Source organism: Candidatus Persebacteraceae bacterium Df01 (assembly GCA_030386295.1).
Taxonomy (GTDB): domain Bacteria; phylum Pseudomonadota; class Gammaproteobacteria; order Tethybacterales; family Persebacteraceae; genus Doriopsillibacter; species Doriopsillibacter californiensis.
Genome location: JANQAO010000001.1, coordinates 518,194 through 531,947, shown reverse-complemented (window position 1 = coordinate 531,947; position 13,754 = coordinate 518,194). Strand labels below are relative to the sequence as shown.

General features: G+C 48.7%; 12 protein-coding genes. 2 read left to right on the top strand and 10 right to left on the bottom strand.

All coding sequences use genetic code 11. The annotated features are described in order from the left end of the window. Window positions 1-42 precede the first annotated feature (42 nt). Together ftsZ and lpxC are read left to right on the top strand one after the other, a co-directional pair. The gene (ftsZ, locus tag NQX30_02605) at window positions 43-1,191 is read left to right on the top strand and encodes a cell division protein FtsZ (GenBank protein MDM5147265.1); all 1,149 of its coding nucleotides are present in this window, start codon (window positions 43-45) and stop codon (window positions 1,189-1,191) included. A 115-nt stretch (window positions 1,192-1,306) separates the two neighbouring features. Next, a complete protein-coding gene (lpxC, locus tag NQX30_02600; GenBank protein MDM5147264.1) occupies window positions 1,307-2,170 on the top strand; it encodes a UDP-3-O-acyl-N-acetylglucosamine deacetylase in 864 nt (287 codons plus the stop codon). Window positions 2,171-2,190: 20 nt separating this feature from the next. Here the strand turns inward: lpxC and NQX30_02595 are convergent, their stop codons facing one another. The 10 genes from NQX30_02595 to NQX30_02550 form a co-directional block, all read right to left on the bottom strand. After that, window positions 2,191-3,648, bottom strand: a complete 1,458-nt coding sequence (locus NQX30_02595) for a DNA photolyase family protein (protein MDM5147263.1) — start codon at window positions 3,646-3,648, stop codon at window positions 2,191-2,193. Window positions 3,649-3,663: 15 nt separating this feature from the next. After that, window positions 3,664-4,347, bottom strand: coding sequence for a TerC family protein (locus NQX30_02590; GenBank protein ID MDM5147262.1), 684 nt, complete (start codon window positions 4,345-4,347; stop codon window positions 3,664-3,666). Between the two features lie 33 nt (window positions 4,348-4,380). Next, window positions 4,381-5,433 (bottom strand): ABC transporter ATP-binding protein, encoded by a 1,053-nt coding sequence (locus tag NQX30_02585; protein ID MDM5147261.1) that lies wholly within the window; start codon window positions 5,431-5,433, stop codon window positions 4,381-4,383. A 123-nt stretch (window positions 5,434-5,556) separates the two neighbouring features. Beyond that, entirely contained in the window at window positions 5,557-6,156 is a 600-nt protein-coding gene (locus tag NQX30_02580; GenBank protein MDM5147260.1) for a rhomboid family intramembrane serine protease, read from the bottom strand. 7 nt (window positions 6,157-6,163) lie between these two features. Beyond that, the gene (locus NQX30_02575) at window positions 6,164-6,958 is read right to left on the bottom strand and encodes a 3'-5' exonuclease (protein MDM5147259.1); all 795 of its coding nucleotides are present in this window, start codon (window positions 6,956-6,958) and stop codon (window positions 6,164-6,166) included. Next, entirely contained in the window at window positions 6,955-7,848 is an 894-nt protein-coding gene (gene cysM / locus NQX30_02570; GenBank protein MDM5147258.1) for a cysteine synthase CysM, read from the bottom strand. The genes NQX30_02575 and cysM overlap by 4 nt, the downstream gene beginning before the upstream one ends. A 92-nt stretch (window positions 7,849-7,940) precedes the next feature. Beyond that, window positions 7,941-8,792 (bottom strand): DMT family transporter, encoded by an 852-nt coding sequence (locus NQX30_02565; protein MDM5147257.1) that lies wholly within the window; start codon window positions 8,790-8,792, stop codon window positions 7,941-7,943. Between the two features lie 14 nt (window positions 8,793-8,806). Next, window positions 8,807-10,774 carry a transketolase gene (gene tkt, locus NQX30_02560; GenBank protein ID MDM5147256.1) on the bottom strand — a complete coding sequence of 656 codons (1,968 nt, stop codon included), beginning with the start codon at window positions 10,772-10,774 and terminating at the stop codon, window positions 8,807-8,809. A gap of 145 nt (window positions 10,775-10,919) precedes the next feature. Then, window positions 10,920-12,332 carry an FAD-binding oxidoreductase gene (locus tag NQX30_02555; protein ID MDM5147255.1) on the bottom strand — a complete coding sequence of 471 codons (1,413 nt, stop codon included), beginning with the start codon at window positions 12,330-12,332 and terminating at the stop codon, window positions 10,920-10,922. 184 nt (window positions 12,333-12,516) lie between these two features. Next, window positions 12,517-13,743: an MFS transporter gene (locus NQX30_02550; GenBank protein MDM5147254.1), complete on the bottom strand. Its 1,227-nt coding sequence runs from the start codon at window positions 13,741-13,743 to the stop codon at window positions 12,517-12,519. Between the last annotated feature and the right edge of the window lie 11 nt (window positions 13,744-13,754).

Genomic DNA, 13,754 nt, shown 5'->3' with positions numbered 1-13,754 from the left:
CATTTTTTATCATTTTACTAATCACACTATCAGGAGACCATCATGAGCATCCAATTTTTAGACAATACCCAATCTCCGGCACGAATTCGCGTTATCGGTGTCGGCGGTTGCGGTGGCAATATCATCCGCTATCTGCAAGATCGCCACGTAAGCGGAATAGAATATGCTGCCGTTAACACCGATTCGCAGGCACTGGCCTCCATTCAAGGTGTGGAATGTGTACATATTGGCGAAGGTCTCACCCGCGGACTAGGTGCCGGTGCCGACCCCAAACTAGCGGCACAAGCAGCAGAAGAAGAATCTCGCCGCCTCCAAGAGTTAGTACGCGGCTGTGACATGGTATTTATTACCGCTGGCATGGGAAAAGGTACCGGAACCGGCGCCTCACCCATCATTGCCCGCCTAGCACGTGAAGAAAAAGCACTGACCGTAGCTGTAGTAACTTCACCATTTGACCACGAACGACGCGGTGCCTCGGCAATAAACGGGATAGAAGCACTATCCAAAGAAGTAGATTCTCTTTTGGTTGTACCCAACGCCAAACTGCAGGATGTACTTGGCAATGATGTCATGCTCAAAGACGCCTTGGCCGCCGCTAATGGCGTACTTTATAACGCTGTGTGTGGTATTTCCGAAATCATCACCAAACCGGGTGAAATGAATCTGGACTTCAATGATGTGCGCGCCGTGATGTCGGCAAAAGGCAAGGCTGTAATGGGCTCAGCTTGCGCCACCGGCACCGACCGTGCCACGGCAGCAGCACAGGAAGCCTTGTGCTGTCCGCTCATGGAAGACGTAGATTTGTCATCAGCCAGTCACTTCCTCGTCAATATTACCGCTTCTGGCGACTATATTCGCCTATCCGAAGCCGACGCCGTGCACGCCGTAATTGACGAAAAAGCACCAAACTGTCGCAATGAACGTTTTGTGGGCTTGGTGTACGATGAAAGTATGGGTGAAGAAATTCGCGTTACCATCATCGCCACCGGTATTAATGGCGAGGCACAAGCAATGGAATTTTCTGCCGCTGCCGTCGGTGGTGGCGCACCTGATTTGGAAGTCATTCGCAGTGGCATTAAAGATCCTTGTTTTATGCCAGCACGCCAACGACATAGACAAGAGCAGCTACGCGAAAAATTGGGTGGCGATGAACGCAAAGTTCCCACGATTATGCGCCGTCAATGCAATTAACCACACCTCCATTTTGGGATATTTTCAACCTGCTGTTAATTACCGGCACTATCGGCGGTAAAGACATTCTTCGTGTTTCCTTTATCTTTCCAAGAAAAAAGAATTTCCCAATTGTATGAACGCGCCAGCACAACAAACTATCGCTCGCTCCTGGTGCTTTTCCGGTACCGCTTTGCATAGCGGTCACACCGCTCATGTAAAACTATTGCCCGCCGACGCTGATAGTGGCATTATTTTTTGCCGCACCGACATTAATACTTGCATCAAAGCCGACAGTGGTAATGTTGGTAATACGCAGCTTGCCACCACGCTTTGTAGCGATAACGCTGAAATAAGCACTGTGGAGCATTTACTTTCAGCACTGTCGGCACTGACCATTGACAATCTGACCGTGGAAGTGGACGGCCCTGAGTTACCAATACTAGACGGCAGTTCTGTGCCATGGATGTTGCTTGTTACCGATGCCTGTGGCATTACTAAACAACAAGTTCCTCGACGACAGGTTAAAGTTCTGCGTGAAGTGTCAGTGGAATGTGAAGGTGCGTGTGCGCGTTTTGTTCCTAATACCAACGGTATTTCTGGCTATGCGGTACGCATTGACTACCCGCACGAAGTGGTGCGACGAACCGGTAATTGCTTTGCTCACCGTTTAGGAGCAGACGATTATGAGGAAGAGATTTCACGCGCACGCACCTTTTGCTACATTAATGATGTGGAGTTAATGCGCCACCACCACCGAGCACTGGGCGGCTCACTCAGTAACGCCGTGGTGTACGATGACAAAGGCGTGCTCAATACGGAAGGACTACGCTATCCGGATGAATTTGTGCGCCACAAGGTACTAGATGCCATTGGCGATTGTTACATCAATGGTCACCAGATACTCGCCGACTACGAAGCCGAACGTCCCGGTCACGGCGTGAATAACGCCTTGGTACGAGCTCTCATGGCAGACAAAGAAACGTGGAAATGGGTCTGATTAAAACAATACAACGACAGTTATTTTTTTAACGCTGCAAACGCTGCCAAAGCACGCACTCGCGATGCCTTCAAATCGCAAAGCGGATGAGGATAGTTTTTTCCCAATACCACGCCGGCGGCAGACAACACCGTAGCCGGTGCTTCCCACGGATTAAAAAGATAACGGTCTGGTATTTTCTCAAGCTCCGGTACATAGTGGCGAGTGTATTCACCCGACGAATCAAATTTCTGCCCCTGCATCACTGGATTAAAAATACGAAAGTACGGCGCAGCGTCGGCACCGCAGCCGGCAATCCACTGCCAACCAACACTATTGTTAGCCAAATCAGCATCCACTAGACAATCCCAAAACCAACGCTTACCGTAATGCCAGTGCACAAGTAAATTTTTAACCAAAAAAGATCCTACTATCATACGTAACCGATTGTGCATGTAGCCGGTCTGCCACAATTCCCGCATTCCAGCATCCACAATCGGAAACCCAGTTTGACCGCGCTGCCAGCGGTGCAAAGCTTCTTCGTCATCCCGCCATGGGAAGCGGTTAAATTTCTCCTGCAAATTATCATCCGGCAGCCTAGGAACATGATACAACAAACTATGAGAAAACTCTCGCCATCCCAATTCGCTAAAAAAGTGCGCCGCATTATCCACAGCATACGTGTCGCCAATGTCGCGCCATCGTTGCACCTGTACTTGGGCGGCGTGCCAAGCTTGATTAGGAGATAACTGTCCAGCGTGCAAATAGGGCGACAGCCTTGACACTTGCCCCTGAGCAGGAAAATCTCGCCCCGTTTTGTAATGCTTTAACTTTTCGCTAACAAAGTCGAACAATAACTTTTGCGCCGCCGCTTCGCTAATGTTCCAATGCGGTATTAATTGTCTGTCCCAGCGAATTGCAGGCAACAAATTCAAATTATCAATATCTCGGGCAGACTGTTGTGCGGTTATTAATTCTGCCGGTTTCAGTGTCACTGGTGCGGGCTGCGGTTTTCTTGGCGGCGAAGCACCCCAGCAACCATTACGATAAAACGGCATAAATATTTTGTACGGCGTGCCGTCGGCTTTTAATGTTTGTTGCGGCTCCCACAGTAACGCCCCATTACAGCAGTACACTTCCACACCTTCAGAATTTAATATTTTTTTAATCTTTTCATCTTGTGCCTGCCGCCACGGCTCATAACAGCGATTCCAAAAAACAGCGGCCGCGTTATGTGTACTTGCCAACAATGGAACAATGGTTTCCGCATTGCCCATACGCACACACAATCTATCGGCGAATGATTGATTAAGTGATTTTAAGGAATGATGAAGCCACCAGCGGGCCGCGGCGCCAGTTTTTTCCTCTCCCGCACTACCATCATCAAGCACATAAAGCGGTAATACTCGTCCCCGCTGGGTGGCAGCAACGAGTGCTGGGTTATCAGCCAACCGCAAATCTTGCCGAAACCAATGAATGACAAGCGGCAACGTCGTCATCAATTTTTAGTTTTTTTAGGAAGGTGACGAAGGGCTAGAAGACCGTTTGGCAGCGTACGCGGTAGCAGATGTAAAAATTACCGCAGATAATCCAATCGCCAACCATTCCCATAACGCTTGTAATTCTATATACGCACGCACCCAGTGGTCGTCCAACACCATGCGTCCAGCAATTAGCGCCAATAGCCCGCAGCCCACAGTTGTAAGCCAAGGTGCCTTTTCCATCCAACGCAAGATAAGAACGCTACCGCCCACCATAATCGGGATAGAAAGCAGAAAGCCAAAAATAACCAACCCCAAATCGCCACGTGAAGCGCCAGCTATCGCCAGAATATTGTCCAAACTCATCACCGTATCGGCGATGATAATAGTGCGCATTGCCAACCAAAAGGTATCAGCGGCACTAGTGGAATTGTCGTCAGAATCGTTTTTGGCCAATAATCGCCACGCCACCCAATATAACAATAAACCACCACCCAGTGACAACCCCGGCGTCGCCAATAGTTTTAATGCAAAAAATACTAGCGCCACACGGATGATGATAGCTCCCGCCGTACCTGCATACACTGCCCGTTTTTGCAGATGTTTTGGCAGACGGCGCGCTGCCAGAGCAATAACAACCGCATTGTCGCCGGCAAGCAACAAGTCAATCATGATAATGGCAAAGAGAGATGCCACCCATTCAGGAGAAAATTCCATTGTGCTCTTTCTAATTAATTTTAATAATAACTGCTATGCTGCCGGAAATAGCACCAAATCTTTGACTTGAGCGCGCACTGACACGTTATCGCCCAGATGAAAATTAAAATGCGAAGGCCATTCCGATAACACCCGTCCACCGCTTTGTAGGCGTAGCGCATACAGGGTTGTCGGTCCGCGAAAAGCACGCTCTTCCACTTGTGCCGACATACCAGACTCATCCAGCCGGATATCGTCAGGACGCAACAACACCTGCACGGCATCTCCCGGAGCACTCAAAAAACAACCAATACGTTCGCCATCGGTGTTGCCCTGCAAATGTCCCATCTCCATATCCACACCACCGTCGGCGGCAAGCACACCTCGTAATAATGAACCATCGCCTACAAACTCAGCAACAAAAGCACATTGCGGACGACGATACAAATTATAAATATCATCCCACTGGCAAACAACGCCTTGGTTAATCACACCACCCACATCGGCTATCAAAAAAGCCTCATGTTGACTGTGTGTGACCATCAATGTCGTTAGGCGACGCGACTTTAATATGCTCCGCACCTGCTTGGCCAACCGCTCCCGCAACACTTCATCTAGCCGAGAAAAAGGTTCGTCCATAAGCAACACATCAGGCTCCGCCGCCAATGCCCGAGCCAATGCAGCGCGCTGCTGTTCGCCTCCAGATAACTCATGCGGATACGCCTCGCATAATGACTCCAGTCCGCACAGTTCACACAATTCATTAAGCGTGTCGGTTCTGCCATTTTTGGTCATACCAAAGCGAATGTTGCCGGCAACCGTCAAATGCGGAAACAGCGCAAAATCTTGAAATACCATACCAATACGACGTTTTTCAGGCGGTGTGGTTTTGTCGGCTACACTAAGTTGGCGACTATTGATAACAATACTACCAGCACGAATGGGTTCTAAACCGGCAATACACGACAAAACAGTGGTTTTACCAGAACCGGAAGGCCCCATCAGGCAGCCAATTTGCCCCTCTTCTACTTGTAGCGACACACCCCCTAGCCCCACGGTTTTACTACCGTAAGCGTGGTCTATGTGATTAACTTCTAAAAAAGCCATAGTTAATCTATTATAAAGTCGTCATTGCTGATGCACCAAAAAATAAAACACTGCTTATACTGACCACATTAGTAAATATTTTTTATGCCCAAAAAAATATTTATTTTTTTCTAGCAATCAGTATCAATGTACCGTATAACGCCGCTTTTGTGGTTTTCTAAAAATCACCCAGCCAAACGCTCCACCCACAGCAAAACCAGCCAAATGCGCCCAATGCGCAAAAAAGCCCCAGCCAAATACAATGCCGACTATATCTAGTGCGACGAGAAATGTCGCTATTGTCCACAACGGAAACGGGCGCAAGCGCAACAAGTCATGAATCAACAACAGCTTGACGGGCACGCGCCCATACGAATACAGTGCGCAAGCCAGCATCCCTAGCACGGCAGCGCTGATACCTACCGCCGGGCTCGCACTCAGCAAACTGTTGGCGACATTACCAGCCAATGCTGCTAAAACAAATAATTGCACGAACCGCCGCGTTTTTAAAATCGGCAACAGTAACTGACCACCGATAAAATGCAGCGCCAGTGTGTTAAACAGCACGTGAATGAAACTCGCGTGCATAAAAGGTGTGAGCGCAAAATATTGTGGAGACCACTGGCTAGCAAAAACAAAATGCAACGCAGCATTGTCGGCACTGGAAAAAAACAACCAGCCAACAAAAGAAAGCGCAGCAATGCCATATATTGGCCAATAACCACGAATTAACCAGCGACGCACGAAGTAATTAATTGTCAGACCACTGCGACAAAAATTCTTGCCAGCGCTCTTTGTCTTGTTGTAAATGAGCACGCACTCGTTTTTCTTCAGCGTTGACGTCCGTATTCTCACCGCGAAAACATTGAAAGCGCAAATATAACAAATACGTAAGTAATGCGTCATTTTCACAATAATCACGTACATCATCTTGTCTGCCATTTTGCCATGCGCCCCAAACGCCAGCACCACCCACACCGATTTTTCCGGGCAGCCCACACAGTTGTGCCACAGTATCCAGTTGCGCCCAGCCGCGCGGTTGATACATGCCCAACACATCCATCAAATCCAAATGGCGCTCGTGATAACGAGAAGTGTAATTATTCCAACGAAATTTATCACCTCCAGCATCTAATCCGCGCGTACACCAGTAACTGCGAGCGACAATGCCATGCTGCATGGCACGATAGTTCAACACTGGCAAGTCAAACCCACCACCGTTCCACGATACTAATTGCGGCGTATATTTTTCAATAATTTTAAAAAACATCTCTATCGCACTAGCCTCGTCATATTCTGGAGCGGTGAGGGAAAATATTTTTAATGCTTCATCATCCGTGTCAAAACGACGCAACATGCATGAAATTACAGCCACTTGATGCAGAGGGAGCGGAAAAAAATCGCTGTCTTTTTCTTGCCGTTGCAATCGCTGAGCCATTTGCACCACTTCTGTATCGTCAATTTCATCAGCAAAGTCATGCATACAACGAAGCATTTTTACATCGGGAATAGTTTCAATATCAAATGCCAAAATAGGTGCGTTCATGTGAAGACTCCTGAAGACAAATAACGGTCACCGCGATCACAAGCGATAGAAACAATACAAGCATTTTGCAATTCATCGGCCAGTTGGAGCGCCGCCCACAAAGCACCACCCGATGACACACCGCAGAACACCCCCTCTTCACGTGCCACTCTCCGCATCGTAGTCTCGGCATTTGGTTGCGTGACTTGGATAATGCGATCTACCCGTCGCGCGTCATATATTTTAGGCAAATAAGCTTCTGACCATTTGCGAATGCCCGGTATTTGCGCGCCCTCCGCGGGTTGCACACCAATAATTTGCACTGATGGACTTTGCTCTTTAAAAAAACGAGCGCAACCCATAATGGAACCAGTCGTACCCATGCTAGAAACAAAATGGGTAATGCGCCCGCCAGTATCGCGCCATATTTCAGGCGCCGTGCCCCTGTAGTGCGCATCTGGATTGTCGGGATTGGCAAATTGGTTTAATAAAAAACCTTCGCCACGCGCCATCATTTCTTGCGCCATGTCACGAGCGCCCTCTATACCTTCTTCTTTGCTCACAAGAATTAATTCAGCTCCGTAAGCGCGCATGGCTTGCTTACGCTCTTCCGTCTGATTGGCAGGCATAATCAGCGTCATTCGACAGCCCAATACGGCGGCAGCCATAGCAAGCGCAATACCAGTATTGCCGCTAGTGGCTTCCACCAACTGGTCACCAGGGCGGATATCGCCGCGCCGTAGCGCATTAATAATCATATTGGTCGCCGGACGGTCTTTAACGGAACCGGCGGGGTTGTTTCCCTCTAATTTCAAAAAAATACGATTATTGTTTTGCCGCCCCAACCGCGACAACACCACCAACGGCGTATTGCCAACAAAGTCCGCCAACGATTTTTCTGTCTGTGCCATTATTGACATTATAAGGGACATAAATTAAGCGTTTTTGCTGGTTTTCAAAGTTGCTTGTAATGATATTGAACTTGCCACCTTATTTCTAGCAATCATGCTTGCTGGCGTTTGATATTGAGATACAACGCAGCAATACCGCTACCGCTGATAAGCGCAATGCCCAGCCATGAAAAAGCATCAGGCACAGCATCCCATATTAAATAATCAAACATCCCAGCAAAAATAATACTGCTATACAGCAATGCTGAAGCCACTGGAGTATGACCGCGCTGTAATCCACGAGTAACCGCCAACTGGCCGCCGGTAGCACTAACACCAATAAGAAGGAGCCAAAATATGCCGCTTCCGGTAAGCGGCGAAAAGCTACCGTAACCGACAATTAACAATACCGACAACACTGTGGAAAACGCTGTGAAATAAAATACCGTACGCACACCACCCTCATTGAGCACACCCAGTCGGCGCACATTAAAATAAGCACAACCAGCCATTAGACCGGCCCCAATGCTGGCGCCACCGGCAAGTAATTCACTAGTCCCCACCCCTGGTCGTAACACCACCAGCATCCCAATAAAGCTTACGAGCAGAGTGACAAACAGTGGCAAACTAATACGTTCGCGCAAAAAAACCGCAGTCAGTACAGCAAGAAACAGTGGTGCCGTTTGTAGCATAGCCATAACGGTGGGCAAATTTAGGCGTGGCAACGCATAAAAAAATAATAACAGCGAAAAAAAACCGGTGATACTACGCCAAAAATGAACGCGCAAATTACTCGTCACTAATATTTTGTACCGCGTGCCGACAATGCAGAGGCAAAACAAACAACCAATGACCGAACGGTAAAATACCAATTCCACAGTGCTGAAATATTCAGCGCCAAATTTGACGCCACTCCCCATCACACCAAACAACAGCGCCGCAAAGACAACCCACAATGATTGCATACGGCGGCGGAAAATTATTTCGTTAGTGCGCTTTTGATAGCCGTCACGAGTGTCGCTACACTGAAGCCGAAGCGCTCGTACAATGTTTCGGCTTTTGCCGAAGCACCAAAGTGTGGTAGCGCAATAATGTGTTCTGCTGGCGCGTAACGCTCCCAACCGTGAGGAGATGCGGCTTCTACTGCAAAGCGTGGCGCAACACCCAACACAGCTTGTCGATAGTCTACCGGTTGTTGCTCAAAATGCTCCCAACAAGGCACTGACACAACCGCTGCAATAATGCCATCTATCTCCAATCTTTGTGCTGTCGCCAGCGCCAGTACCACTTCGGTACCAGTCGCCAACAATGTAACATCTCGTCGAACTGGCTCATCAATCACATAAGCACCGCGCAAACATAAATTTTCATCCACCGTGCGCGGTGGCAATGCCGGAGTGCTTTGCCGCGACAACGCAATGACTGAAGGGGTATGTTTATTCAATAAGGCGGCTTCCCAACATTCTGCCGTTTCCATCGCGTCTGCGGGGCGGTAAACATGCAAATTGGGGATTGCGCGCAGTGAAGACAAGTGCTCTACCGGCTGGTGAGTGGGGCCATCTTCGCCAAGACCGATAGAATCGTGAGTCATCACATAAATCACTTGCAAATTCATCAAAGCTGACAGCCGCATCGCCGGACGGCAATAATCAGAAAACACCAAAAAAGTTCCACCGTAAGGTGTAAGACCATGCAGTGCCATGCCGTTCATTGCCGCCGCCATAGCGTGTTCGCGCACTCCATAGTACAGATAAGCACCACCTTGTTGTGCGGTAACAGTTTGCTGACCACCAACTTTGGTGTTGTTGGAACCAGTAAGGTCAGCAGAGCCGCCGATAAATCCTTCCACTACGCCGGCCAATGTGGAAAGCGTACGCTCACCAGCTTTGCGTGTAGCTATAGCTGGCGCTTCTTTGGTGAGTTCTTCTTTTAACCCACTGATGGCTTGATTAATTTCGGTGTCATGATTTTTTTCTCTAAGTTTTTGCCACTGCTGACGCGTATCATCAGTCGCCGTTTGCAAGCGTTGCTGCCATGCATCATGCTCCTTCGCACCGCGAGCACCAATGCATCGCCATTCGTCAAGTAATTTCTGCGGAATCACAAACGGCGCATGCGGCCAGTCCAATTCCTTCCTCGCCGCAGCAATTTCATCCTCTCCCAGTGGTGCCCCGTGTGTGGCGCTGGTGCCTCGCTTGTTGGGCGCGCCAAAACCAATAACCGTTTTGCAAGCGATGAGCGTGGGACGGTCACTGTCTTGTGCCTGCCTCAACGCTTCGCGAACCGCTACCGAATCATGACCATCCACTGCCAACGTTTTCCAGCCATAGGCGGCAAAGCGTTTGAGTTGGTCATCCGACACCGACAAACTTGTGTCACCATCAATGGTAATACCATTATCATCAAACAACACAATAAGCTTGTGCAACCGCAAATGGCCGGCTAACGAGGCAGCTTCGTGGCTAATACCTTCACTCAAACAGCCATCACCGGCAATGACATAGGTGCGGTGGTCAACCAATTCGCTGCCAAACCGCGAACGCTCAATATGTTCAGCCAAAGCCAAACCAACGGCGGTAGCAAGTCCTTGTCCCAAAGGACCGGTAGTAGTTTCCACACCGGGAGTATGACCGTATTCGGGATGCCCGGGAGTGAGGCTGCCCCATTGGCGAAAATTTTTAATTTGCGCCATATCCATTTGTGGATAACCAGTTAAGTACAACAACGAATACAGCAACATAGATCCGTGTCCAGCAGACAGCACAAAACGGTCGCGGTCAGGCCAGTCTGGTGCGGCGGCGTCGAACTTAAGAAAATTTGAAAACAGTACAGTAGCCGTGTCAGCCATTCCCATCGGCATGCCGGGATGACCACAATTGGCACGCTGAACGGCGTCCATAGACAAAAAACGAATACAATTGGCGAGGGAGTGAAAGTTGTCGGTCATTATTAGAATAAAAAAAGGTTGATTATAGATGATAGGTTGTAGTGCATTTTCTTGTAAGGGAGATCAAAGTTGGCAAGAAAATAACGACAACCCAATGAATTATTAAAAACCCTATTCATAAAAATTAACTGTGAGCAATTGTGAATTAATTTGACGTTACGTCAATCATCTTACCCGGATTCATAATATTGTTCGGGTCCAGTGCTTTTTTAATCGCCCGCATAGCGGTAAGTGCGGTAGTGTTTTTATAGCGTTTCATCGCCGCTAATTTTGTTTGACCAATACCGTGTTCAGCACTAAACGACCCCCCCCTTTCGTATACTGCATCCAAAATTTGCTCTTCCAGCATCGCTACCAATGCCGGATTTTTTTCCGGTGCTTGCCCACGCGGACGTAATGACAAATGCAAGTTGCCGTCACCTGCGTGACCAAAAGCGACGATGTATTGTCCTGCCACATCATCGACAATGAGATGGTTCACAGCATCAATAAAATCTGCCAAATTATCTGCCGGCAGCGACACATCCAGCTTACTCCAGCTGCCTTCACGTTTGGTTGCTTCTGGCGATAATTCGCGTACTGCCCAAAATTGTTGTCGCTGTGCTTCAGATGATGCCAATGCCGCATCTGTGATGAGTCCACATGCCAATGCCTCTGCCAACGCCTCTTGCAACGACAGGCTTGCCGATTCCTCTGCGGCTACTTCCACAAGCACTGCGAGCGGCGGTAACACAGAAAAAGGCAAGGGAACATCTGGCATATTTTTTTGTAATAACTTAAACAAAATTTCCGGCATTAATTCAAAACTTTCCACGTGACCGCCAGTAATCTTCTGGCACAAATCAAGCACTTTTAACGCGGCCTTAACATCCGGCACAATGGCGTAAGCTGTGGCGCGATCAACGAGGCGAGGAAATAATTTGAGCGTGGCAGCAGTGATAACTCCCAGCGTCCCTTCAGAGCCAATTAATAAATTTTTCAAATCATAACCAGTATTGTCTTTGCGCAAACTGGAAAGCAAATTCATAACTTCACCCGACGGCAATACGGCTTCCACACCCAAACATAATTCGCGAGCACTACCGTAGCGCAAAACATTAAGCCCACCAGCGTTAGTAGCTAAATTACCGCCAATATGACAGCTCCCAGCGGCACCTAGTTGCAGTGAAAAAAATAATCCGGCTTCTTCAGCAACGCGCTGCACATTAGCCAAAATACAACCCGCTTCCACCGTGATGGAGCTTGCTGCGGAGTTAATATCGCGAACGGCGTTCATATTTTCCAGCGACAAAACGACGGCATGACCGCTATCGTCAGGCGTGGCGCCAGCACGATAGCCGGTATTACCACCTTGCGGCACAACCGGTGTTTGCGTGTTATGGCACAACCGAACTATAGCAGCGACTTCCGTCGTTGTACGCGGGCGAACAACAGCCAAGGCACGCCCCTCACGCTGGTTTAGAAAATCGCGCAAGTAACGCGGATTAATATCATCACCAACGGTTAATTGCCCACCGCAGGCATTATGCAACTGCTCAAAAAACCCGTCGTGCGCCACAGTTCGTAGTCAGACTGTACTCGCCACAAAAAAATTTATCGCTCTATTCACGGTTTTTTCTTACTCTCTTTTGCTAGCATTGATATTATTAATATCTGATGAAAACGACAATACTTAAAAGATATTACTAATCACAATTGCCATTCTACTTTGTTCAATAACAATATAATTTATCATAGCGTAGTCAAGCAAATTGGCTGAAAAACGCCGCATCAGCACGCTCACGAATGGGATAATGCAAAATCGCCGCAAGGACGCCCAACGCGATAGATAAATACCACACCACATCATAGCCGCCCAGCCAATCGTAAAAAAGTCCGCCTAGCCAAGCACCGCAAAACGATCCCACCTGGTGAGAGAAAAAAACAAACCCGTAGAGCATAGATAAATGACGGGCGCCAAACATAACCGCCACCAACCCACTGGTAAGTGGCACCGTCCCCAACCACAAAAAACCAATGGCCGCACCAAACACCATCAAGGAAAACGGCGTCAACGGTACGATGAGAAACCCGGCGATTACTGCCGCGCGTAGTAAATAAAAAATCGCTAATACATCTTTTTTGGCGATGCGATCACCAAGCCAGCCGCATGTTAATGTACCTATAATATTAAAAAGACCGATAAAAGCCAGTGCCGTTACCGCCGACGCTGGTGACAAGCCAGCATCGGCGGCGTACGCCGGCAAGTGTGTGGCCACGAACACCACTTGAAAACCACAGACAAAAAAACCGGTTAGCAGCAACACATAACTATGCGAACGCAGTGCGTAAGCCAATACCGTCCAACTTGATATCGATGTTTGCGTTCGCGGCACCGTAGTAGGCAATTTGAACAAAGGCGCGCACAATATTATTAAAAATGAAACCCCGCCTAATATCAGCAAACTAGAACGTGCGCCCAGTGCAGCAATAACCATTTGCGCGAGCGGCACAATGACGAATTGGCCGAATGAGCCGGCGGCGGTCACAATGGCTAACGAAAAAGCGCGGCGTTTGGGAGGAACAATCTTGCCCACTGTGCCCAGCACTACCGAAAACCCGGCGCCAGCGACGCCAAGCCCCACAAATATTTGTGCCAGTGTCAGCGTTCCGCCGCCGCCTGCCATCGCCATAAGCAGCATTCCCAGCGTAAACAAAACACCGCCCAACGTAACAGCAATTGTCGGCCCGCGGCGATCGGCCAAAGCGCCAAAAAAAGGTGAAGCGATACCCCACATGATGTTTTGCAGTCCGATAGCCAACGAAAAAGTATCGCGACCGATACCTAACGTTTCCGTATAAATGGGGAGATACAAGCCAAAGCTCTGTCGCACTCCCATCGTAACGCAGATAAAAAATGCACCGACAGCGATAATTACCGCCACACGGTCTTTGCCAGTCAATAACATGCAATCATTATAATGTGCCATCCACACACCGC

Excerpts from the sequence above, each read along its gene's own strand:
- NQX30_02565 (MDM5147257.1), bottom strand. The coding sequence starts at position 8,792 with ATGCAATCATTGTGGGTTGTCTTTGCGGCGCTGTTGTTTGGTGTGATG.
- NQX30_02575 (MDM5147259.1), bottom strand. The coding sequence starts at position 6,958 with ATGAACGCACCTATTTTGGCATTTGATATTGAAACTATTCCCGATGTA.
- ftsZ (MDM5147265.1), top strand. The coding sequence starts at position 43 with ATGAGCATCCAATTTTTAGACAATACCCAATCTCCGGCACGAATTCGC.
- NQX30_02585 (MDM5147261.1), bottom strand. The coding sequence starts at position 5,433 with ATGGCTTTTTTAGAAGTTAATCACATAGACCACGCTTACGGTAGTAAA.
- tkt (MDM5147256.1), bottom strand. The coding sequence starts at position 10,774 with ATGACCGACAACTTTCACTCCCTCGCCAATTGTATTCGTTTTTTGTCT.
- lpxC (MDM5147264.1), top strand. The coding sequence starts at position 1,307 with ATGAACGCGCCAGCACAACAAACTATCGCTCGCTCCTGGTGCTTTTCC.
- NQX30_02550 (MDM5147254.1), bottom strand. The coding sequence starts at position 13,743 with ATGGCACATTATAATGATTGCATGTTATTGACTGGCAAAGACCGTGTG.
- cysM (MDM5147258.1), bottom strand. The coding sequence starts at position 7,848 with ATGGCACAGACAGAAAAATCGTTGGCGGACTTTGTTGGCAATACGCCG.
- NQX30_02595 (MDM5147263.1), bottom strand. The coding sequence starts at position 3,648 with ATGACGACGTTGCCGCTTGTCATTCATTGGTTTCGGCAAGATTTGCGG.
- NQX30_02590 (MDM5147262.1), bottom strand. The coding sequence starts at position 4,347 with ATGGAATTTTCTCCTGAATGGGTGGCATCTCTCTTTGCCATTATCATG.